Origin of the sequence: Methylorubrum pseudosasae, from assembly GCF_029504475.1 — a bacterium.
Lineage (GTDB): Bacteria > Pseudomonadota > Alphaproteobacteria > Rhizobiales > Beijerinckiaceae > Methylobacterium > Methylobacterium extorquens.
This window is the reverse complement of the sequence record NZ_JAQGDU010000002.1, coordinates 4,209,266-4,231,085: the sequence shown is the minus strand read 5'-3', so window position 1 is coordinate 4,231,085 and position 21,820 is coordinate 4,209,266. Positions and strand designations below refer to the sequence as shown.

Below are 21,820 nucleotides of genomic sequence, written 5' to 3'. Positions count from 1 at the left end.
ATGCGTATCTCCGAAGGCGAACAGAACCGGATGGAGAGACGCCCGCTTTCGGCGCGGTGGCTTCCGCTGTCCCGGCACGTCCGCTCCGCCCGGAGCTGGATCATGCTCGGTGTGCTCGCGCCGATCGGCATGCTGGTGCTCTCGGCCATCATGCTGCTCGAGCTTCGCCAGGATGCTTGGGACAAGGCCGAACAGACCTCGAAGAACCTGCTTCAGGTGATCGAGCGCGACATCGCCCGCAATGTCGAGATCATCGATCTGTCCCTCCAGGGCGTTGTCGATAACCTCAAGGTGCCCGGCTTGGCCGGTGCCAGCCCGTCCTTGCGCCGCATCGCTCTGTTCGATCGCGCCGCGACCGCCCGCGACATGGGGGTCATGCTGGTGATCGACGAGAACGGCGACAGCATCATCGATGCAAACGCCGACACGCCCCGCCGGCTCAACAATGCCGACCGGGATTACTTCCAGGCCCACAAGACGCAGGCCGGTCTCGGCTTGCACATCAGCCGGCCCTTGATCTCGCGTCTGCTTGGCGAACCGGTGATTGTGCTGAGCCGGCGCATCGAGAAGCCGGACGGCAGCTTCGGCGGCGTGGTGCTGGCGAGCTTGAAACTGTCCTATTTCAGCAGCTTGTTCGCCCGGATCGGGCTTGGTCGCGAAGGCGGGATCAACCTCTACCTGCGCGACGGCACCCGCGTGATGCGCTACCCCTTCGTGGCGAGCGATATCGGTGCGAACATCACCGGTGCCCCGACCTTCCAGAACTTCGTCGCCAAGCGCGAAGGCAGCTTCAAGGGGATCTCCGTCCGCGACGGCGTCGAGCGGTACTACACCTTCACCCAGGTCGGGGATTGGCCGCTCGTCCTCAACGTCGCCCTCGGAACGCGGGAGATCGAGGCGGAATGGCGGGAGACGGCCGCGGTCATCGGCTTGGCGGTCCTCGTCCTGTGCGGATCGACCGTTCTGCTCTCGCTGCTGTTCGGGCGGGAACTGCGCCGCAGCGCGGCCATGCAGGCCGAACTGGCGCGCCTTGCCCAGACCGACGTTCTGACCGGCCTGCCGAACCGGCGGCATTTCGAAACGGTCTTCGCCCAGGCCTGGGGGACGTCCCGGCGCACGGGCGCACCGCTCGCGCTCATCCTGATCGATGCCGACCACTTCAAGCGCTACAACGATCGCTACGGCCACGCGGTCGGCGACGCCGTGCTCAGGGGGCTCGCGGACAGCTTGAGCGCCAGCGTTCGCCGGCCGGGCGACCTCGTTGCTCGCGTCGGCGGAGAGGAGTTCGCCGTCCTGCTGCCCGGGACGGACCACGATGGCGCGATGCGCGTCTCCGAGACGATTCACCAGGCGATCGCCGGATTCGCCATGCCCTCCGTCGGCATCGGTCCCGGAACAGTCACCGTGAGCCTCGGCCTCGCCGTAGATTCCGGTGGCGGCACCGTCGAGGATCTCTACCGGCGGGCCGACGCGGCGCTCTACGAGGCCAAGGCGGGCGGGCGGAATCAGACCCGATCTGCGGCCTGACCAGGCGGCACAGCCGCCCCGGCCCGGCCACCCGCGCACCGAGATCGTGCGTGCGCGGGTGAGCCGTTGCGCTTACGGGCAGGGGTGGCGGGCGCCGTCGTTGCCGAGATAGGTGCCGCTGCGCGCGTCGTAGGAGCGGAACCGGCGGGCACAGGCTGCCACGGCTTCCGGATCGGCACCGCCCTGGACCACGACAGGCGCGGCCTGGGCCTGCGAGTTGGCGATGGCGCCGCCGAGGATGGCACCGGCCGCCAGCCCCGCGACACCGGCGCCGACCGCGGCACCGACGCCCGGACCGCGGTGATAGCCTCGGCCGTAGCCGTAGCGACGGTGCCCGTAAGGGCGGTGGCCGTAGCGGCGGTACTGGACATAGTCGGTCGGCAGGTCGCCCCGAACCAGGGCTTCGACCGGGCTCTGCGGCGCGGGTGCAGCCAAAGCCGGCGTGCCGACGAGGAGGGCGGTCAAGGCGGCGAGGGCGAAGGTCGATTTCATCAGTCTGGAAACTCCTTGAATCGTCGAGACTGGACTCGAATCGGGAGCGCCGGCCGGTTCGAACGGCCGGCGCCCTTTGTGTACAACGTGCGAACCGGGTGCCCGCGTCCGGCGGCGGAATGACCACCGGAACGGAACCGGATCGACGGATTAGTCGCGAACGGTCAGGGATGCCGGCTTCGGCGCGGCGAGAAGCCCGCCGATGAAGGCGGCGATGGCGCCGAGGATCAGCGCGATCGCAGCGTAGAGCGCGCCCTGGGTCGCGACCGATTTGGCGGTCTTGGCCGCCTCTTCGGCCTGCTTCTTGGCGCTGGCGACCGCCTGCTCGTACTGCTTCTGGTAGTCCTGGACCTGCTGGCGCGCCTGATCGACCGGGATGTTCTGCGCCTTGGCGAGCGCGTCGGCGGCGCGCGTCTCCGCCTGCTGCTTGTCGGCGGCGTCGCCCGAAAGCAGGGCACGCACGGCCGAGACGGCGGCATCGCGGGCTGCCTGCGGGTCCTGGCCGGCGGCCTGATCCTTCACCCGCTGCTCGATCCGGTCGAGCGGATTGGAGACCTTGCTGAGCGAGGGAGCGGCGGCCTGCGCCGCGGTCTGGACCGTTCCGCCGACGAGGTTGCCCGCTCCGCCCAGCGCCGAGCCCACGGTGTTGACGGCGCTACCGACGACACCGCTGGCGGCGGAGGTCAGCAGATAGAGGACGACGAGGGTGGTGACGGCCCACGATACGAAGCCGTGCAGCCCGGCGATGCCGCGCAGGGGCTTACCGGCGAGGCGCCCGGCGATCAGGCCGCCGACGAGGGAGGCGACGATGCCGGAGACGACGAACCACGCGCCGGCCCCGAGGGAGAAGTTCGACGCGGACGGGTTCTCGGCGGTGTCGAGGCCGACCGAGGCGAGGCCGGCGGCGACGCCCGCGAGGTTGATGACGACCTGCGTCACCAGCGCCGTCGCGGCGCCAGCGAAGACGGCGCCCCAGGAGACCTGGTTGAGGGCCACGGTCTCGTGGGCGAGGCTCCGCGTGCCGTCGATGGGCGAGGGTTGGAAGCCGCGGATGGGTAAGTCACGCTGGTACTCCGAGTCTGGGGTCGTTCGAGGAAGACGTGGTCAGGCGTCAGTTGCGCCCGCGCACGAGAAGGCCGAGGCCGAAGCCGACGAGGCCAGCAATGAGCAGGGAGGTGTGCGGCCACTCGACCGAGCGCTCGTGTCCCTCCTGCAGGGAGCGGCGACCGCGATCGTAGATGTCCTCGGCGGTGTCGTAGGCCTCGTCCGCAGCGTGCCGCGCGGCATCCTTGGCCTGACCGTAGATGTTCTCCACCCGGCCGGCGGCTTCGCGCAGACGGCCCTCGGCCGAATCGGTGTGGGAACCGGCCAGGTCGCCGATCGCGCCCTGTACCTTACCGCCCAACTCCCGGGCGGCGCCCGTGATCCTGTTCCCATCGACCATGGTCGCATTCCTCGTTCGAAAAGTGCCTGTCGCGTCGCCTTTCGGGGCGGAGCGTCATTCGGTGCCGGTTGTCAGCTCGACCGGACAGCGGTGCACGAACGGGTTGCGAACTCTCGGGTTCCGCCACCACCCTGCGGATCCACAGTCACAATCGCGCCATGTCGCCCGCGCCCTGTCTTGATATGTTTCCAACGGATGTCGTCGCTCGAAGTGCCCGGATCGATGCGGGATCGCGTTCAAGGACGGTTCAACCGGCCCGCCCTACATCTCGGAAACCGGCGCGGCGCCCCGCCGCCCCGAGATGTCGGGAGATCGACATGCGTTCGTCTCTGCTGCGTACCTTCACCGTTCTGATCGGGCTCGCCGCCGCCCCGGCCCTGGCACAGGCGCCGAGTCCGGCCACGCCGCCCACCGCCACGAAGCCCCCGACCAGCGCCCCCGCAACCGCGCCGGCCGCCACGCCCTCCGCCGCGCCCAAGGCGGATGCGAAGGCGGAACTCATCGACATCAACTCGGCCAGCGCCGAGGAGCTGAGCCGGCTCAAGGGCATCGGCGAGGCGCGCTCGGCGGCCATCGTCAAGGGCCGCCCCTACCGGGGCAAGGACGAGTTGGTCCGCAAGAAGATCGTGCCGGAGGCGGTCTATGCCGGCATCAAGGACCAGATCATCGCCAAACAGAAATAGACGGTCAGAAGTAGACTTGCATCTGCCCGTGGATCGGCGGAGCTATCGGGACGGCGCGCGCGGTGCTACGCGCGGGCCGTCCCACCCCTTGAAAACGCTTGAACCAACGATGGCTGCCGCCCCCTCCCGGATCCGCCTCCACCACGGCGACCTGCCGCCCGATTTCGCGCCGGGCGCGGCGATCGCGATCGATACCGAGACGCTGGGGCTCAACCCGCATCGCGACCGGCTCTGCGTCGTGCAGGTGTCCCGCGGCGACGGCAGCGCCGATGTGGTGCAAATCCGGCCCGGCGACCCGGCGCCCGAGCGGCTCAAGGCGGTCCTGGCCGATGCCGGCGTCGTCAAGATCTTCCACTTCGCCCGGTTCGATCTAGCGGTGCTGTTCAACGCGTTCGGCGTCATGCCGACGCCGGTTTACTGCACCAAAGATCGCTTCGAAGCTCGCCCGCACCTACACCGACCGTCACGGCCTCAAGGACGTGGTGCGCGAGCTCGTGGGCGTCGATCTCTCCAAGCAGCAGCAATCCTCCGATTGGGGCGCGGGGACCCTGAGCCAAGCTCAGATCGACTACGCGGCATCGGACGTGCTCCACCTGCATGCCGCCCGCGAGCGTCTCGACGCCATGCTGGCCCGCGAGGGCCGCACCGAGATGGCGCAGGCCTGTTTCGACTTCCTTCCGACCCGATCCAAGCTCGATCTCGCCGGCTGGCCGGAGATCGACATCTTCGCCCACGCCTGAGACTCGGGGGCCTTCCCGAAGGTGAGGGCCTGATCCGGCAAAGTGCAGGGCAGCTGAGCGAGCGGCGTCCGTGCGGTGCCGCGAGCGATGCTAGCCGGCAACGCCGCGCGGGAGTCGTGCCGAGACGCGGTGTTCCATGCCGCATTCGGTGCGAGGACGCACGCGGGTGCCGTTGATCATTGCGCAAAGACGAGGCCATAACTTCGCCACCGCACCGGAGCATCCGGCCGGCGGGGCGCGACCGCAAGCGCGCCGACCCTTCAGGAACGCGATGCAGGCGGCCGACACCATCCAGGGGGAGACGGATCTCCTCGCGCTCGCCGCGAACGAGAACGCGCGTCGCAAGCGCGCGCATGGACGCGCGCGGCGGCACAGCGCGCAGGTGCGCACGCTGCGCCGGGTAATCCCGGTCACCGCCGGCATCGCCGTGCTGGGGCTCGCAGCGATCGTGCTCTGGAGCCCCCTCACGGGCAGCATTCCCAACGTCTCGTTCGGCCCGATCAGCGTCTCGGGCACCAAGGTGACGATGGAGAACCCGCGCCTGTCCGGCTTCCGCAAGGGCGAGCGCGGCTACGAGGTGGTCGCCGACGCGGCGCAGCAGGACGTGCGCAAGCCCAGCATCATCGAGCTTCAGGCCATGAAGGGCCACGTCGCCACCGACGACAAGGGCGGCCGCGCCTACCTTCAGGCGCAGGGCGGCGTGTTCGATTCCACCCGCGAATCGCTCAACCTCGAGAACGACATCCGGCTCTGGACCGACAAGGGCGAGGAAGTGCGCCTCTCGGTCGCCACCGTCGATTTCAAGACCGGTAGCCTGCGCTCGTCCAAGGCCGTCACCGTCACGGTGCCGTCGGGCTCGATCGTCGCCGACACGCTCGACGTGGTCGAGAACGGCCGGGTCGTCTCCTTCGTCGGCCGCGTCCATGCCGTGTTTCACGGCGACGAGGCCGAGAAGGAGAGCGGTGCCAAGGTCGCCCTGCGGACGGATCAGGAGCGCATCCACACCTCCGCTGCGGAACCCACCCGATGACGCCGCGTCTCGGCCCGGCGCTTGCCGCCGGCCTCGCTCTCCTCCTGGCCCATTCCGCCGCCGCGGCTCCGGCCAAGGAGACGGTGAAGGAAAAGCCCGCCGCGCTCGGCACCGTCGGCGGCGGCAAGGGGCCGATCAAGATCGACGCCGACCGGCTCGACGTCTTCGACAAGGAGAACAAGGCGATCTTCGCCGGCAACGTCGTGGCGGTGCAGGGCGAGAGCACGATCCGCTGCTCGGCGATGACGGTCCATTACAAGCGCGACAAGGACAAGGATCCGGCCAAGGACGCGAACAAGGACGCGGCGAGGTCGGAGGCAGAGGCCGCCGAGGATGCCAAGGCCAAGGCGGCGCTCGGCGGCAACGGCATCCGCAAGGTCGAATGCGCCGGCCCGGTGACCGTGGCGCAGAAGGACCAGATCGCCACCGGCGACAATGCGGTGTTCGATCAGGAGGCCAAGCGCATCGTGCTGACCGGCAACGTCGTGCTCAGCCAGTGCCAGAACGTCACCCGCGGCTCGCGTCTCGTCTACGACATGGCGAGCGGCCGGGCCAACATGGACCCGGTGGCTGGCGGACGCGTCTCGGCGATGTTCGTGCCGGGCGAGGCCGGGCAGGCCAAGGGCAGTCAGCCTAAGGGCTGCACCCAGCCGGCCATCGCGGCCAAGCCTGGTGCCAAGGGTGCCGACAAGGGGGCCGAGAAACCAGCCGTGAAGTCGCGGGCGCAGGCGAACTGACGGTGACGGGAGCCGGGATGCCTGCGGGCGTGCCGCTTCGCGCGGTCGCCGAGCCAAAGCCGGCGAGCCGAGGCCGCAAAGCCTCGTGGTTCAGCCGTCTTCTCGGGCGCGCTGGATCGACACCCCAGGCGGCGCCCGGCGGCGTGCTCACCGAGGACGGCGGTGGTCCGGGCGTGCTGCACGTGCGCGGTCTTCGCAAGAGCTACGGCGCCCGCACCGTGGTCCACGAGGCTGGGCTCACCGTTCATAACGGCGAAGCGGTCGGACTGCTGGGCCCCAACGGCGCCGGCAAGACCACGATCTTCTACATGATCACCGGCCTCGTTCCGGCCGACCGCGGCTTCATCAGCCTGGACGGCATGGAGATCACCCACCTGCCGATGTACCAGCGGGCTCGGCTCGGTATCGGCTACCTGCCGCAGGAAGCCTCGATCTTCCGCGGGCTCACCGTCGAGGACAACATCCGCGCCGTGCTCGAAGTGGCCGAGCCGGACCGCAAGGCCCGCGAGCGCAAGCTCGACTCGCTGCTCGAAGAGTTTGACATCGCGCGCCTGCGCAAGTCGCCGTCGATCGCGCTCTCGGGCGGCGAGCGACGCCGCTGCGAGATCGCCCGGGCGCTCGCGTCCTCTCCGACCTTCATGCTGCTCGACGAGCCTTTCGCCGGCATCGATCCGATTGCCGTCGGCGACATCCAGGATCTCGTTAAGCACCTGAAGCAGCGCGGCATCGGCGTGCTCATCACCGACCACAACGTCCGCGAGACGCTCGGCCTGATCGACCGCGCCTACATCGCCCATTCCGGCCGCATCCTCACCGAAGGCACGCCCGAGCAGATCGTCGCCAACGAGGACGCCCGCCGGCTCTATCTCGGCGAGGATTTTCGGCTTTAGGTCGGAGCGGACGTCTCGAAGATTGGGCCGGCATCGAGGATCGGCAGCCGGATCGATCCGCCACCGAAACGGCGTCCACTCTCTCCCCGTGACCGACCGTGGCGGTACGCAGGCTAGGACACTTTCTCGCCGCGCTGCACTTCGTCCGGCGCTGCCTTGCGTCACGACGCCGTCTCAGGAATCTCACGGCTACTTTCCGCGCTAGGCGGACCGTGGAGGTGTCCTTCATGCGGTCGCGGTTGCGGATTGTCGGGAGCGAGTTTTCGCCAATCCGGTAACGCCCGCTGAACCACGCTGACCGTGGCCGCCCCGCCGGAAACCCTTTCTTTGTCTGCCCCTGACAAATGCAGGCGTGGCGATGCGTGGGTGATCGCCAATAGAGTGAGCCGGCGCGGCCCGCCTCTGTTGCGCGGCTACCGCGGTGCGAGAATTTGGGTGACGGCCGGACAAACCGCTTTGACGTGTCGGGCCGATGGCGCTAGACCTATCAAAGGAGAAGCAAAGAACGTGCCGAGTTCGGCGCGGCTCGTACGCGAGCTGCGATTTGTCAATGATTTCTGAAGGTTGGGCATCGAGATGAGTCTGCTCCAGCGGCTCGAGATGCGCCAGGGCCAAGCCCTGGTGATGACACCGCAACTGTTGCAGGCGATCAAGCTCCTGCAGCTCTCGCAGCTCGATCTCTCGGCCTATGTCGATGCCGAACTGGAGCGCAATCCGCTTCTGGAGCGCGCCGAGTCCGAAGGGGAATCCGAGCGCGAGGCGCCGGAGGCTTCGGGCGACGGCGAGTACGACGGCGGCGACGGGCCGGAAGCCGAGACCTGGCTCGGCTCGGAGATGACGCAGAGCCGCAGCGAGATCGAGGGTGACCTCGATACGCGCCTCGACAACGTGTTCGCCGACGAGAACCCTACCCCGCGCGAGACCGGGACCGGGGACATGCTCTCGCTGACCCCAGCCCCTTACGGCAATGCCGGCGGCAGCTTCGACGGCGAGCTTCCCGATTTCGAGGCGACGCTGACCGCCGAGACCAGCTTGCGCGAGCACCTTGCCGCACAGCTCGATCTGGCGACGCAGAACCCGTCCGACCGGTTGATCGGCAGCTTCCTGATCGATGCGGTGGACGATGCGGGTTACCTGCGCGAGGACATCGACGGCGTGGCCGAGCGGCTCGGCGCCTCGCTCGATGACGTCGCCCGCATCCTGAAACTCGTCCAGACCTTCGATCCGCCGGGCGTGGCCGCCCGCGACCTCGCCGAATGCCTCGCGATCCAACTTCGCGAGCAGGATCGGTTCGATCCGGCGATGCAGGCGCTGGTCTCCCGCCTCGATCTCGTGGCCAAGCGCGATTTCCCGGCCCTGCGCCGCCTCTGCGGCGTGGACGACGAGGATCTCGTCGAGATGCTGGCCGAGATCCGCCGCCTCGACCCCAAGCCCGGTCGCGCCTTCGGCGCCCACGCGGTCGAGGTTTTGGTCCCCGACGTGTTCGTGCGCCCCGCGCCCGATGGCTCCTGGCTGGTGGAGCTGAACTCCGAGGCGCTGCCGCGGGTGCTGGTCAACCAGAGCTACTATGCCCGCGTCTCGAAGGGCGCGGTAGCGGATGGCGACAAGGCGTTCCTATCCGAGTGTCTGCAGACTGCGAACTGGCTCACCCGCAGCCTGGAGCAGCGGGCGCGCACCATCCTGAAGGTCGCGACCGAGATCGTCCGCCAGCAGGACGCCTTCTTCCTGCACGGTGTCGCCCACCTGCGTCCGCTCAACCTCAAGACGGTCGCCGAGGCGATCGGCATGCACGAATCGACCGTCTCCCGCGTCACCTCCAACAAGTCGATCGGCACCAGCCGCGGCACCCTTGAGATGAAGTACTTCTTCACCGCCGCGATCCCTGGCGCCGCCGGTGCCGCGTCCCATTCCTCAGAATCGGTCCGCCACCGCATCAAACAACTTGTCGATGCGGAGGCCTCCGACGTCCTGTCCGACGATGCGCTGGTCCAGCGCCTGCGCGACGAGGGCATCGACATCGCCCGCCGCACCGTCGCCAAGTATCGGGAGTCGCTGCGGATCCCCTCATCGATCGAGCGCCGCCGGGAGAAGATGGCCACGGCCGTCCGCTGATCCCGGTCGCCTCGTCGGCGCGTGAAAGCCCTGCGCCGGCTCGCCTTCGTGTTTGACTTGCCCCGTCCCCCTTTCTAACTCTCGATGTCCCGGGAGGAAGAGCGGAGACGTCGATGGCAGGTTTGCGGGTGACGGGGCATGGCCTCGATCTCGGTACGGCCCTGCGAGGCCGGGTCGAGGACCGCATGGCGGCGACCCTCGCGAAGTATCTCGATCCGCATATGAGCGGCAGTTGCACGGGGCACGTGACGCTGCGGCGCGATGGGGCGGCATACCGAACCGATTGCGTGCTGCACCTGGTCACCGGGCTGACGCTGGAAGCTTCGGGCGCGGCGCACGACGTGCATGCGAGCTTCGAGCAGACCGCCGACAAGCTCGAAAAGCGCCTACGCCGCTACAAGCACAAGCTGAAGGATCACGGCGCGGCGAGCCACAACGGGGCGGATATCGAGGCGGCCTACGCCGTCTTCGCCGCGCCCGACGACGAGGTGGACGAGGACCCGCTCGACGCCGAGGCGGAGGAGGGCGCGCATCCGCCGGTGGTGGCCGAGAGCACCCGCACGCTGAAGCGCCAATCCGTTAGCGAGGCGGTCACCGCCCTCGACATGACCGGCGCCCCGGTCGTCGTCTTCGTTCACGCTGGCACCGGACGCATCAACGTCGTATATCGGCGCAGTGACGGTGCGATCGGATGGGTCGATCCGCCCGGCGAGCGGGATTGAGGCAAGGGCCGGTTTCAAGCCTTCTCGGACGGGGACCTCAGGTGCCCGTCACGAAGCCCCGGAGACCGGTGCCGGAGACGGATTCCGGGATCCGGACGGGCTCGTGCGGCGCTCCGTGCCGAGATCGTTGGGTTTCGGCAGTCGTGCATGGGAACGCGGGATCTCTGGATGGATCCCGCCCACGAGGCGTTTAGTTTTCATGCCGATGCTCGAATTTCTGAACCCGGACTCGGTCGTCTCTTCCTTGCGCGTGCGGGACAAGAAGCACGTCCTCCAGGAACTGGCTTCCCATGCGGTTCGCCGCCTCCCGAACCTGTCCGAGCGGGACGTCTTCGAAACCCTGCTCCACCGTGAGCGCCTCGGCTCCACGGGGATCGGCGACGGCGTGGCGATCCCCCACGGCAAGCTCCCCCAGCTCGACCGGTTGTTCGGCCTCGTCGCCCGGCTGGAAAAGCCCGTGGATTTCGACGCCCTCGACGGCCAGCCCATCGACGTCGCCTTTCTCCTTCTCGCTCCCGAGGGCGCGGGGGCCGACCACCTGAAGGCATTGGCCCAGGTCGCCCGGCTCCTGCGCGAGCCCGGCATGCTGGAGCGCATCCGCAGCGCCCGCGACGCGACCGCCCTCTACGCCCTGCTCGCCAACGGCCCGACGACCCAGGCTGCCTGACATGGCCGTGTTCTCTCTGCGCGCCGCCCTCGTTCTGGCCGCGCTCCTCGCTCCCGCCAGCCTGCATGCGGAAGGCGAGGCGGCCTGCGCCCGCGACGTGCTCGTCGCCGGCTCGATGCAGCGGCAGGCGATCGAGCAACTCGAAGGCGGCGGCGAGGACGAGGCGAGCCTGTGCCGCGTCTGGCGCCGCCATGTCGAGACCATGCGCCGGATCGCCGGCGTCTACGGCCGCTGCCTGTCCGGCCCCGAACGGACCGAGCGCCTGACCCAGGTCCAGACCTCCGAAAAGGAATTTTCGGGTCTTCTGCGCAGCCGCTGCCGCGGGATGTGACGCGCCGCCGCGCGAAGAGCGATGGCCCCGATGTGAGTGCGAGCGCGGCTGTTCGTGCCGCGCAATTCGTGCATGATCGGTACAACCGCCCGTGAGCCTCGTTCGGGTCCCTCCGGCTCAGGAAGCTGATCGCGCGTGCCTGCCTTTCCCTTCACCGCCATCGTCGCCCAGGAGGAGATGAAGCGGGCTCTGCTGATCGCGGCGGTCGATCCGTCCGTCGGCGGTGTCCTCGTCTTCGGGGACCGGGGCACTGGCAAGTCCACGGCGGTGCGGGCGCTCGGGGCGCTGCTGCCAAAGATCCGGGCGGTCGCAGGCTGCCCTTATTCCTGCTCGCCCGACAGTCCGGCCGAGGCCTGCCCGCATTGCGCACGGGGACGGGGGAAGAGCCACCAGATTCCGGTGCCGGTGGTCGATCTGCCGCTCGGCGCCACCGAGGACCGGGTGGTCGGCGCACTCGATCTGGAGCGGGCGCTGACGAAGGGGGAAAAGGCGTTCGAGCCGGGCCTGCTGGCGCGGGCCAACCGCGGCTTCCTCTACATCGACGAAGCCAATCTGCTTGAGGACCATCTCGTGGACCTCCTGCTCGACGTGGCGGCCTCCGGCGTCAACACCGTCGAGCGCGAGGGCCTGTCGCTGCGCCATCCGGCCCGCTTCGTCCTCGTCGGCAGCGGCAACCCGGAGGAGGGGGAGCTGCGTCCGCAGCTTCTCGACCGCTTCGGCCTCGCCTGCGAGGTAACGACGCCGACCGATATCGCCACCCGCATCGAGGTGGTGCGGCGGCGCGACGCCTACGAGCGCGACGGCGAGGCGTTCTGTGCCGCGCAAGGAAAGGCGGAAAAAGCGCTCCAGAAGACGGTCCTCGCGGCCCGCGAGCGTCTCGGCAGCGTGAGCGTGCCCGATGCGGTTCTGGAGAACGCAGCCCGGCTCTGCCTCGCGCTCGGCACCGACGGCCTGCGCGGCGAACTCACGCTGACGCGCACCGCCCGGGCGCTCGCCGCCCTCGAAGGTGCGGACATCGTCTCGGTCGCGCATCTCAGACAGGTGGCGCCGAGCGCGCTTCGCCACCGTCTGCGCCGCAACCCGCTCGACGAGTCGGGCTCCACGGCGCGCGTGGCGCGGGCCGTGGAGGAGGTGCTGGGAGCAGGGTGAGGCTCTCCGCGCCTCAGTCGTCCTGGTCGATATCCTTGTCGAGGACCGTCTTCGACTCGACCGTGGTGTCGGCCTTGAGCCGGTAGACCAGGGGGATGCCGGTGGCGATCTCGAGGCTGGCGATCGTCTTGGTGGTCATGCCGTCGAGCACCATCACAAGCGCCCGCAGCGAGTTGCCGTGGGCCGCGACCAGCACCCGCTCGCCCGACATGACGCGCGGCAGGATCGTCTGGATGTAGTAGGGCAGCACTCGTGCGGCGGTGTCCTTGAGGCTCTCGCCGCCGGGCGGGGGCACGTCGTAGGAGCGGCGCCATTCGTGGACCTGCGCATCGCCCCAGCGCTCGCGGGCATCGTCCTTGTTGAGGCCGGAGAGGTCGCCGTAGTCGCGCTCGTTCAGCGCCTCGTTGCGGATCGTCTCCAGACCACCCTGGCCCATCTCCTCGAGGATCAGCGAGCAGGTATGCTGGGCGCGCCGCAGGTTCGAGGTGAAAGCGACGTCGAACTGCGTGCCCTGGCTCTTGAGCCAGCGTCCGGCCCGACGTGCCTCGTCGATCCCAAGCTCCGTCAACTCGGGGTCGCGCCAGCCGGTGAACAGCTTCTTCAGGTTCCACTCGCTCTGGCCATGCCGAGCGAGGACGAGCAGGCGCTCCATGGGATGGGTCTCTCCGGAGAAGGGGGCGAGGCCGCCGCACGGCGCCTCGCGATCGTGGGCGGGCCTCTACCAGAGGCAGCGGCGCCTCCCAAGCCTAAGCCTGACGTTCTGTTGGATTCGTTATTCGGACGTCAGTCTAGTTGCGAAGCCCCAGCACGTCGTCCATGCCGTAGAGGCCCGGCGGCTTGTCGAAGGCCCACTGCGCCGCCCGCACCGCGCCGCGGGCGAAGATGGCCCGGTCTTCGGCATGATGTGAGAGGGTGATCCGCTCCGAGGGACCGGCGAAGATGACGCTGTGATCGCCGACCACCGAGCCGCCGCGCAGGGTCGCGAAGCCGATATCGCCGGGCCGCCGCGCCCCGGTATGGCCGTCGCGGGTCGAGACGCGGGTCTCGGCCAGGGCCACGTTCCGGCCCTCCGCCGCCGCCTCGCCGAGCAGCAACGCCGTGCCGGAGGGCGCATCGACCTTCATGCGGTGGTGCATCTCCAGCACCTCGATGTCGAATTCCTGGCCCAGCGTCGCGGCGACCTTGCGCACGAGGCCGGCGAGCAGGTTGACGCCGAGCGACATGTTGCCCGAGCGCACGACGCGGGCATGGTAGCTCGCCGCCTTCAGCCGCGTCAGGTCGTCCTCGGAAAGCCCGGTGGTGCCGACGACGTGGACGATGCGGGCCTGCGCCGCGAGTTCGGCGAAGGCGACTGTCGCGGCCGGTGCGGTGAAGTCCAGCACCCCGTCGGCGGCCACGAACCGCGACAGGGGGTCGTCGCTCACCGGCACGCCGAGTTCGCCGATCCCGGCCAAGAGCCCGGCATCCTGGCCGAGGACGGCCGAGCCCGGGCGCTCGACGGCGCCGTGCAGCGTGCAGCCCTCGGCCTCCGCCACCGCCCGGATCAGCATCCGCCCCATGCGCCCTTCGGCGCCCACAACGACGAGCTTCATGATGATCGACTCTTCGCTCCGATAAATGGCCGGCTCACCCAGCGCTCATAGCGCAGATGGCGGCCGTTGACTGTCTATACCCGTTGCGAGGCGATCAACGGCCCGAGCACGTCCGACACACCGCTGACGGTGATCTGCGTGCCGACGCAAAGTAGCAGGAAGGCCGAGAGACGCCCGAGCACCCGTGCCCGTACCGATCCGATCAGGGTCACGACCCGATCCGCCGAGCCGTAGGCGAGACGGATCACGCCGGCGATGGCCAGGGCCGCCAGGGAGGCGCCGAGGAAGAAACCGGCGAGTTCGCCCGGTTCGGAGGGGCGGTTGGCGCCCAGCGCGATGGCGACGGCGATGGTGCCGGGCCCGGTGGTGAAGGGCAGGGTGAGCGGGAAGAACGCGACCTCGGCGAGGTTCTCGCCGGTCTCCGGCTCGGCCTCGACCTCGGCATGCTTGCGGGCCTCCCGCGCCTCGGGGGCGGTGAGCATGGTCCAGGCGAAGGCCGCCACGAACAGGCCGCCGGCGATGCGCAGGGCCGCCAGCGACACGCCGAAGAAATTGAGGATCGGGGCACCAGCCCAAAGGGCGGCGAGCATCACGAGGGCGGCGTAGAAACCGATCCGCCGCGACAGCTCCGCCCGCTCGGCCTGCGAGCGATTGGACGTGATCTGCGCGAACATCAGCGCGGAGCCGACCGGGTTCACGATCGAGAACAGGCTCGACAGCGCGAGCAGGAAGCTCGTCAGCACGGTCTCGAAGCCAATGGATGGCAGCATGCTCGCTCGGCTCGGCGACGGGGGAAACGCGCCGGCTTTAGCCCGGCTGTCCGGCGGGCACCAGCACCCGGGCCGGCACCCGGCTTTCCAGCCGGCGCACCTGCCGCACGGCGATCGGCCGGTAGAGCTGCTTGGTCGCGTCCACGACGTGCAGGCCGGCAAACGGCATGGCGAGGCCGGTGCCGAACCGCTCCCAGGCCGCGGCGGTGCGGAGCCAGAACCGGCTGCGGATCGGCGGCATGTAGAGCGTCTCGGCCCAGCCCTCCGGCGAAAACAGCGTGTCACGCATCAGCCGCGAGAGCTGCGAGCGGCTATAGGGCTGGCCGTGGCCGAAGGGCGTCGCGTCCCGCCGCGCCCAGACGCCGGTGCGATTGGGCACGACGAGGATCAGGCGCCCGCCGGGTGTCAGCACCCGCCACACTTCCGAGAGCAGCTCGCTCGGACTTTCCACCGCTTCGAGGCCGTGGACGAGGATGACGCGATCGACCGCGGCCTCGGGCAGGGGCAGCATGGTGAGATCGGCGAGCGCCGTCACCGAGCGCCCGCTGGAGGGCCAGTTCACCACGCCCTGCGTCGCCGGCATGAAGGCCAGCGTCCGCTCGGCGATGACGTGGACCGGGCCGAGATAGGGCGTGACGTAGCCGAGCCCGAGCACGCGCAGCCCCGAGACCGAGCCGAGGAAGCCGTGGATCGTCCGGCCGACGACACGGTGCGTGACGACACCGAGCGGGCTGGCGTAGAAAGCGCGCAGGTCCGTGACGTCGAGGCGCATCGGATGGGGTGCCGGCACGGCCGGTTGTCCTCCGTAGGGCTGATGCGGCATCAATGGGGATCGCGGAGGCCTGGGGCAAGCGTGGCTGCGCCTCCGATCCCGGAACCGTCACTGTGATGTAACGGTTCCTCGCCCGGGTTTGTACCGCGCGCCCCGGCGCCGGTCACGCTCGGCGGACCTTTTCCCCGCGACCCTCCGGGTGGAAAAGTCAGTTTTCGCGAAAGGTCTTCGATGACGAGAGCGGCCCCCGAAATCCGCACCTTCCTGTGCCGGAGCGACAATATCGGCGTGCTGATCCGCGATCCCGCCAGCGGCGCCTGTGCCGCCATCGACGTGCCGGAGGCCGGCCCCGTTCTGGCCGCCCTCGACGCGGAGGGCTGGCAGCTCACCGACATTCTCGTCACCCACCGCCACGGCGACCATATCGAGGGGATCCCCGAGGTGGTGGAGCGCACCGGCGCGCGGGTGACGGTGCCGGAGAAGGCGCGCGGGGCGGTGCCGGGTGCCGCGCGCACCGTCAAGGAGGGCGATACGGTGACGGTCGGCGGTCTCACCGCCGCGGTCTGGGAGACGCCGGGGCATTGCGCCGACCACGTGACCTATTATTTCGCCGATGCCGGCGTCGTGTTCTCGGGCGACACCCTGTTCACCCTCGGCTGCGGCCGGGTGATGGAGGCCGAGCCCGAAACGCTCTGGCGCTCTCTCAGCCGTTTCCTCGACCTGCCGGACGCGACCGCGGTCTATAGCGGTCACGATTACGTTCTTTCCAACGGCCGCTTCGCCCTGGCCGCCGATCCGGACAACGCCGACCTGAAGGAGCGCGTGGCCGAGGCCGAGCGGCTTGCCGCGCAGGGCGGCTTCCTGATTCCGTCGACCATCGGCCAGGAGAAGGCGACGAACCCGTTCCTGCGGGTGGGCCAGCCGGTCCTCGCTCGCTCTGCGGGCCTCGAGCCGGGCTCCGACCCGGCGGCGGTGTTCACCGCCCTGCGGGCCTGGAAGAACCGCTTCTGAGAAGCGGGCAGGGGGCGGCGCAGGGCTATCGCTCGAAGCCTGAGCCTGCGGAGGCCGGCGTCAGCGAGTGAGGCCGGCAACAAACCAAGGCCGTCGCCTTTGAGCGATTGCCCTGGTGGCCGGCGGCCGATCCCTTGACCGCGCCGCCTGTGCTCCGCCAGACCTTGCCTTCGAGCCTCCGGCATGTGATCGAAACCCACGGTTTGCGCATCGCAACACGACCCGCTCGTCCGCGTATCCTCGGCGAAAGGCCGGTTCCCTTGCCCACCCTGTTCCGTTTCCTTGCCACGATCGCGATCCTCGCGGGCCTCGTCTTCGCCGGCATGTTCGCACTGGCGACCTTCGTCGAGCCGACGCCGCGGGAGATCAGCGTCACCATTCCCCCGTCGAAGCTCCAGCCGGGCGGGCGATGAGCGCGGACGGTTCCGCGCTCCCAGGCGGAGCGGAGGATCCGGGTCAGCTCTTTCTCGACATGCTCGCCGCCGAACGCGGTGCGGCGGCCAACACCCTGGCCGCCTATCGGCGCGATCTCGACGACTACCTCGGCTACCTCGCGGAAGGCGGGATCGACCCGGAGGAGGCGCAGGCCGAGCAAGTCCGCGCCTACATCGCCTCCCTGGAGCCGCGCGGATTGAAGGCGTCTTCGGCCGCCCGGCGCCTCTCCTGCATCCGCGGCTTCCACCGCTTCCTCTACGCGGAGGGCTATTCCGAAACCGATCCGACCGCGCCGGTCGCAGCCCCTCGGCGCGCCAAGGGCCTGCCGAAGGTCCTGTCGGTGGTGGAGGTCGATCGCCTGCTCGCGACGGCGCGCGAGCGGGTCGAGGCGGCGGGCGACGACCGGGCGGAGGCCCGCTCGGCCGCACGGATGCTCTGCCTGCTCGAGCTCCTCTACGCCACGGGCCTGCGCGTTTCGGAACTCGTCGCCCTGCCGCGCTCGGCCGCGGCCACCCGCGAGCGCTACCTCGTGGTCAAGGGCAAGGGCGGCCGTGAGCGCCTCGTGCCGCTCACCGTCCTCGCGCGCGAGGCGATGCGCACCCACGTCGCGCACCTGACCGCCGAGGGGTCCTGGCTGTTTCCCGCCGAGAGCGAGAGCGGTCATCTCACCCGGCAAGCCTTCGCCCGCGACCTCAAGACCGCCGCTGCCGCCGCCGGCCTGCGGACCGACCGGGTGAGCCCGCACGTTCTGCGCCACGCCTTCGCCAGCCATCTGCTCCAGAACGGCGCGGATCTGCGTATCGTCCAAGAATTGCTGGGCCATGCCGATATCTCGACGACGCAGATCTATACCCACGTCCTCGATGAACGTTTGAAAGGCATGGTGCGCGATCTTCACCCACTCAACGATCGGGGCGATCAGATCGACGTGAGCAGTGTTTCTTCTGACGAACCGTATTGAAGCATACGTTGTTCATTTGTTGGTCGGTTCGGCAACGGAATTTTATAAGTCGTTGCCGTAAGTGTTCAGCGATGCTGTTGACTTCAAAGTCGTTCCCGGACCATTTCTAAAGCCACCACGATGAAGGGGAGGCGGCGCAGCGGTCCATCGGGCCGGTGCCAAACACACGATGCGCCTCGATCTCCCGACGCTCTTTCTGATGACGGTCGCCGTCACCTTCATGGTGGGCGTGCTGTTCCTGTTGTCGTGGAGCCAGACCCGCCGCGAGCGTGCGCTGGCGGTCTGGGGCATCGCCCATATCGTCGGCAGTGTCGCGTCGCTGATGCTGGCTCTGCGCGGCCAGATCCCGGACAGCCTGTCCATCGGGCTCGCCAACGCGATGATGATCGGCGGCTATGGCTTGATCTGGAGCGGCGTGCGGGCCTTCGAGGGCCGCTCGTTGCGGCTCGGCTGGGCCGTGGGCGGCGGGGCGCTCTGGATCGCGGCCTGCCTAATCCCCCCCTTCTTCGAGTCGCTCGCCGCCCGCGTCAGCCTCGCCTCAACGCTCGCGGGGCTCTACTGCGCCTCCGGTGCGCTGACGATCTGGCAGGGCCGCGACGAGCCCTTGGTCTCCCGCTATCCGGCGCTGGTGCTGCTTGCCACCTATGCCGGCCTCTACTGGATCCGCCTGCCGCTGGCCTTCACCATGCCGATCCCGGCCTCCGTCGCGATCGCCTCGCCATGGTTCGCCATCCTCTGCTTTGCCGGAACGCTGTTCTCGGTCGCGATCGCCTTCGTGTTCATGGCGCTGACGAAGGAGCGGGCCGAGCGTGAGCAGCGGCTGGCAGCCGAGACCGATTCGCTCACGGGCATCGCCAACCGCCGTGCGCTGGTCGCAGGCGCCGAGCGGCACCTCGCCGTTGCACCGGCTGCCCTGCTCCTGTTCGACCTCGACCACTTCAAGGCGGTCAACGACCGCTACGGCCATAGCGTCGGCGACGCGGTGCTGGCCGCTTTCTGCCATGTCGCGGACCCCTTGCTGCCGCCTGGGGCGGTGTTCGGGCGGATGGGCGGCGAGGAGTTCGCATGCCTGCTGCCGCGGCTCGACGAGCGGGCGGCCATGCGCATCGCCGAGGACGTCCGGGCCGCAATCGCCCGCTTCGCTCACCCGGATTACCCGGAACTGGCGATTCGCGTGAGCGTGGGCGTCGCGGCCGAAAGCCAGATCGGCGGCAGCCTGGATTACCTGCTGCGCCGGGCCGACGACGCCCTCTACCAAGCCAAGGACGCCGGACGCGACCGGGTGGTCTCCGCCGGCGAGGATCGTCTTCCCTTCGCCGAAGCGGCGGACCCGAGCACCGGACTTCGTGTCAATGCGGGCCGGCGGAGCCGGACGCGGTCGCCGTGAGCGCCGTCCACACCGATCTGCCTGCCGCCGATCAAAAGCCGGGCCGTGCTCCATCGACGGCACGCCCCTTCGTGAGGCATCGTCACGCCCCGTAAGAGAGGGCGGTGGAAACCGCTCCGGGGAGACGGTGACGATGCGACGGCTGGCTCGGTGGATCATCCGCGGTGCCGCAGCCTGGGCCGTCGTCCTCGGCGCTCCGGCCAGCGCCGTGGAGCCGGTCGAGAGCCGGATCGAGGCCCTGCTCGCCCGGATGACGCTGGAGGAGAAGGCGGGCCAGCTCAACCTGATCTCGCATGAGCCGATCCTCGATCTCGACAGCTTCCGCCGCGGCGAGGTCGGGGCGGTCATCAACTTCAACAATGCCGGCCTCGTGGCGCAGGCCGACCGGCTCGCCCGCGCGTCGCGGCTCGGGATTCCGCTCCTCGTCGGCCTCGACATCGTTCACGGCTACCGCACCATCTTCCCGCTGCCGCTCGCCATGGCCGCGAGCTTCGATGCCGGGCTCGTGCGCCGTGCCGCCGCCGCCCAGGCACGCGAATCGGCGATGGTCGGCCTCAACTGGACCTTCTCGCCGATGGCGGATGTCGCCCGCGATCTGCGCTGGGGCCGGGTGGTCGAGGGCTTGGGCGAAGATCCGTGGCTGACGGGGCGGCTCACCGCCGCGCAGGTCGAGGGCTTTCGCGATGGTGGGCTCGCGAGCACGCTCAAGCATTTCGCGGGCTACAGCGCCGTGCTCGGCGGGCGCGATTACGACGCCACCTTCGTCGCGCCGACCGAATTGCACGACCTCCACCTGCCGCCGTTCCGTGACGGCATCCGGGCCGGCGCCGACGCGGTGATGACGGCTTTGACCGCCCTGAACGGCCTCCCCACCACCGCCGACCCGGCGCTAATGACGGGCCTGCTGCGGCGGCAGATGGGCTTTTCCGGCCTCGTCCTGGCCGATTGGCAGGCGATCGCCAGCCTGATGAAGCACGGCGTCGCCCGCGACGGGGCCGAGGCCGCGCGCAAGGCGCTGGCGGCGGGCGTCGACATGGACATGACGAGCGGGCTGTTTCTCCGCCATCTGCCCGAGGAGGTGCGCGCTGGGCGCGTCTCCGAAGGCGCGGTCGATGCGGCGGTGCGCCGGGTGCTGCGGCTCAAGTTCGGTCTCGGCCTGTTCGACCGCCCCGTGATCGATCCGGACGGCGCGGAGGAGAAGCTCGTGCGCCCCGAGACCCGGCGGCTCGCCCGCGACGCGGCGCGGGCGAGCCTCGTCCTGCTTCAGAATCGCGAGGATCTGCTGCCGATCGATCCGGCCAAGGTCCGCCGCATCGCCGTCGTCGGTCCCTTCGCCGATTCCGCCTGGGATCAGGTCGGGCCGCATGAGGGCACGGGGCAGGAATGGGACGCGGTGACGATCCTGGCGGGCCTGCGCGAGCGCGCCGCCGCCTCCAGTGTCGCGATCGATTTCGCGCCGGGCTGTTCGCGTGTCTGCGACAGCCGCGCGGGTTTTGCCGCCGCGGTCGAGGCGGCGGCCGGCGCCGATCTCGTCGTGGCGGTAATGGGCGAGCCGCGGGACCGTTCCGGCGAGGGCTCATCGAGCGCCACCCTCTCCTGGCCCGGCCTGCAACATGATCTGCTCGCGGCGATCGCCGAGGCCGGCAAGCCGGTCGCGCTCGTCGTGGTCGGCGGGCGCCCGACCGAACTCGGGGATGCGTTAGGGCAGGCGCAGGCGGTGCTGATGGCGTGGCTTCCGGGCACCGAGGGCGGTCCGGCCGTGGCCGAGACGCTGTTCGGCGACGCCAACCCGTCGGGCCGGCTGCCGGTTTCCTGGCCGCGTAGAGTCGGGCAACTGCCGCTGACCTACGACACCCTGCCGGGCGGGCGCCCGCATATCCCCGGCACGCGCTGGACCATGGGCTATGCCGACGAATCGCCGCTGCCGCTGTTCCCGTTCGGCTACGGCCTCTCCTACACCCGCTTCGCCTATGGTGAGCCGGAGATCGTGACGCCGCATGTCGGCGTCGGAGACCGCTACGACGCGATGCTGGAGGTGCGCGCCTCCGTCACCAACTATGGCACGCGTCCGGGCCGGGCGGTGGCGCAGCTCTATGTCGGCCAGCCGGTGGCGAGCCGCAGTCGACCGAGGCGCCTGCTGAAGGGCGTCGCGCTCCTCGATCTCGCCTCGGGCGAGACCGGTATCGCGAGCTTCCGCGTGCCGGCGCGCGATCTCGGATACCACGAGCCGGACGGTACGCTGGTGGTGGAGGCCGGCACCTACCTCGCCCATGTCGGCGGTGACTCCCTCGCCACCCGCAGCGCCGGCTTCACCGTCGAGACCGGCTGGCGCGGCCCGCCGGGCAGCGACGAGGCGCGGCGCTGACGC

At 69.5% G+C, this 21,820-nt stretch carries 22 protein-coding genes and 1 pseudogene; 16 read left to right on the top strand and 7 right to left on the bottom strand.

Annotated elements, in window-relative coordinates; all coding sequences use genetic code 11:
- Positions 1 to 30: 30 nt before the first annotated feature.
- A complete protein-coding gene (locus M2437_RS20945) occupies positions 31 to 1,527 on the top strand; it encodes a sensor domain-containing diguanylate cyclase (protein ID WP_373691157.1) in 1,497 nt (498 codons plus the stop codon).
- A gap of 72 nt (positions 1,528 to 1,599) precedes the next feature.
- On the opposite strand, the gene M2437_RS20940 is transcribed toward M2437_RS20945, so the two are convergent.
- The 3 genes from M2437_RS20940 to M2437_RS20930 form a co-directional block, all read right to left on the bottom strand.
- The gene (locus M2437_RS20940) at positions 1,600 to 2,019 is read right to left on the bottom strand and encodes a BA14K family protein (protein ID WP_253388581.1); all 420 of its coding nucleotides are present in this window, start codon (positions 2,017 to 2,019) and stop codon (positions 1,600 to 1,602) included.
- 150 nt (positions 2,020 to 2,169) lie between these two features.
- Entirely contained in the window at positions 2,170 to 3,015 is an 846-nt protein-coding gene (locus M2437_RS20935) for a PhnA-like protein (RefSeq protein ID WP_499007010.1), read from the bottom strand.
- 115 nt (positions 3,016 to 3,130) lie between these two features.
- Complete coding sequence (locus M2437_RS20930; protein ID WP_003598100.1) at positions 3,131 to 3,463, bottom strand: CsbD family protein; 333 nt, start codon at positions 3,461 to 3,463, stop codon at positions 3,131 to 3,133.
- Between the two features lie 317 nt (positions 3,464 to 3,780).
- Between M2437_RS20930 and M2437_RS20925 the strand changes: the two genes are divergently transcribed.
- The 10 genes and pseudogenes from M2437_RS20925 to bchI all read left to right on the top strand — a co-directional run bounded on the left by M2437_RS20925 (position 3,781) and on the right by bchI (position 12,524).
- The gene (locus M2437_RS20925) at positions 3,781 to 4,146 is read left to right on the top strand and encodes a ComEA family DNA-binding protein (protein ID WP_253388579.1); all 366 of its coding nucleotides are present in this window, start codon (positions 3,781 to 3,783) and stop codon (positions 4,144 to 4,146) included.
- A 109-nt stretch (positions 4,147 to 4,255) separates the two neighbouring features.
- Positions 4,256 to 4,886: pseudogene (locus M2437_RS20920) on the top strand (ribonuclease D).
- A 271-nt stretch (positions 4,887 to 5,157) separates the two neighbouring features.
- The gene (locus M2437_RS20915; protein ID WP_012253915.1) at positions 5,158 to 5,916 is read left to right on the top strand and encodes a hypothetical protein; all 759 of its coding nucleotides are present in this window, start codon (positions 5,158 to 5,160) and stop codon (positions 5,914 to 5,916) included.
- On the top strand, positions 5,913 to 6,653 hold the full coding sequence (locus M2437_RS20910) for an LptA/OstA family protein (RefSeq protein WP_253388578.1): 741 nt from the start codon (positions 5,913 to 5,915) through the stop codon (positions 6,651 to 6,653). The genes M2437_RS20915 and M2437_RS20910 overlap by 4 nt, the downstream gene beginning before the upstream one ends.
- Before the next feature lie 17 nt (positions 6,654 to 6,670).
- Positions 6,671 to 7,543, top strand: coding sequence for an LPS export ABC transporter ATP-binding protein (gene lptB, locus M2437_RS20905; RefSeq protein WP_253388577.1), 873 nt, complete (start codon positions 6,671 to 6,673; stop codon positions 7,541 to 7,543).
- A gap of 576 nt (positions 7,544 to 8,119) precedes the next feature.
- Positions 8,120 to 9,655 (top strand): RNA polymerase factor sigma-54, encoded by a 1,536-nt coding sequence (rpoN, locus tag M2437_RS20900; protein ID WP_041358660.1) that lies wholly within the window; start codon positions 8,120 to 8,122, stop codon positions 9,653 to 9,655.
- 113 nt (positions 9,656 to 9,768) lie between these two features.
- Positions 9,769 to 10,377: a ribosome hibernation-promoting factor, HPF/YfiA family gene (gene hpf, locus M2437_RS20895; RefSeq protein WP_003598087.1), complete on the top strand. Its 609-nt coding sequence runs from the start codon at positions 9,769 to 9,771 to the stop codon at positions 10,375 to 10,377.
- Positions 10,378 to 10,576: 199 nt separating this feature from the next.
- On the top strand, positions 10,577 to 11,044 hold the full coding sequence (gene ptsN / locus M2437_RS20890) for a PTS IIA-like nitrogen regulatory protein PtsN (protein WP_082290457.1): 468 nt from the start codon (positions 10,577 to 10,579) through the stop codon (positions 11,042 to 11,044).
- Between the two features lies 1 nt (position 11,045).
- Complete coding sequence (locus M2437_RS20885) at positions 11,046 to 11,375, top strand: hypothetical protein (RefSeq protein ID WP_253388576.1); 330 nt, start codon at positions 11,046 to 11,048, stop codon at positions 11,373 to 11,375.
- Between the two features lie 135 nt (positions 11,376 to 11,510).
- A complete protein-coding gene (gene bchI, locus M2437_RS20880; protein ID WP_253388575.1) occupies positions 11,511 to 12,524 on the top strand; it encodes a magnesium chelatase ATPase subunit I in 1,014 nt (337 codons plus the stop codon).
- Positions 12,525 to 12,537: 13 nt separating this feature from the next.
- Here the strand turns inward: bchI and M2437_RS20875 are convergent, their stop codons facing one another.
- From M2437_RS20875 to M2437_RS20860, 4 genes are all read right to left on the bottom strand, one after another.
- Positions 12,538 to 13,176 (bottom strand): 2,3-bisphosphoglycerate-dependent phosphoglycerate mutase, encoded by a 639-nt coding sequence (locus M2437_RS20875; protein ID WP_003598075.1) that lies wholly within the window; start codon positions 13,174 to 13,176, stop codon positions 12,538 to 12,540.
- A gap of 136 nt (positions 13,177 to 13,312) precedes the next feature.
- Positions 13,313 to 14,116 carry a 4-hydroxy-tetrahydrodipicolinate reductase gene (gene dapB / locus M2437_RS20870; RefSeq protein ID WP_253388574.1) on the bottom strand — a complete coding sequence of 268 codons (804 nt, stop codon included), beginning with the start codon at positions 14,114 to 14,116 and terminating at the stop codon, positions 13,313 to 13,315.
- Positions 14,117 to 14,190: 74 nt separating this feature from the next.
- A complete protein-coding gene (locus tag M2437_RS20865; RefSeq protein ID WP_015951055.1) occupies positions 14,191 to 14,886 on the bottom strand; it encodes a MarC family protein in 696 nt (231 codons plus the stop codon).
- A 37-nt stretch (positions 14,887 to 14,923) separates the two neighbouring features.
- Positions 14,924 to 15,658 carry a class I SAM-dependent methyltransferase gene (locus tag M2437_RS20860; RefSeq protein ID WP_012253922.1) on the bottom strand — a complete coding sequence of 245 codons (735 nt, stop codon included), beginning with the start codon at positions 15,656 to 15,658 and terminating at the stop codon, positions 14,924 to 14,926.
- A gap of 231 nt (positions 15,659 to 15,889) precedes the next feature.
- On the opposite strand from M2437_RS20860, the gene gloB reads away from it, so the two are divergent.
- From gloB to M2437_RS20835, 5 genes are all read left to right on the top strand, one after another.
- Positions 15,890 to 16,669 carry a hydroxyacylglutathione hydrolase gene (gene gloB, locus M2437_RS20855; protein WP_003598068.1) on the top strand — a complete coding sequence of 260 codons (780 nt, stop codon included), beginning with the start codon at positions 15,890 to 15,892 and terminating at the stop codon, positions 16,667 to 16,669.
- A 260-nt stretch (positions 16,670 to 16,929) separates the two neighbouring features.
- Complete coding sequence (locus tag M2437_RS20850; RefSeq protein ID WP_012253924.1) at positions 16,930 to 17,082, top strand: hypothetical protein; 153 nt, start codon at positions 16,930 to 16,932, stop codon at positions 17,080 to 17,082.
- Complete coding sequence (locus M2437_RS20845; RefSeq protein ID WP_253388573.1) at positions 17,079 to 18,065, top strand: site-specific tyrosine recombinase XerD; 987 nt, start codon at positions 17,079 to 17,081, stop codon at positions 18,063 to 18,065. The genes M2437_RS20850 and M2437_RS20845 overlap by 4 nt, the downstream gene beginning before the upstream one ends.
- A gap of 169 nt (positions 18,066 to 18,234) precedes the next feature.
- The gene (locus tag M2437_RS20840; RefSeq protein ID WP_253388572.1) at positions 18,235 to 19,452 is read left to right on the top strand and encodes a GGDEF domain-containing protein; all 1,218 of its coding nucleotides are present in this window, start codon (positions 18,235 to 18,237) and stop codon (positions 19,450 to 19,452) included.
- Positions 19,453 to 19,585: 133 nt separating this feature from the next.
- Complete coding sequence (locus M2437_RS20835; protein WP_253388571.1) at positions 19,586 to 21,817, top strand: glycoside hydrolase family 3 N-terminal domain-containing protein; 2,232 nt, start codon at positions 19,586 to 19,588, stop codon at positions 21,815 to 21,817.
- Positions 21,818 to 21,820: the final 3 nt, after the last annotated feature.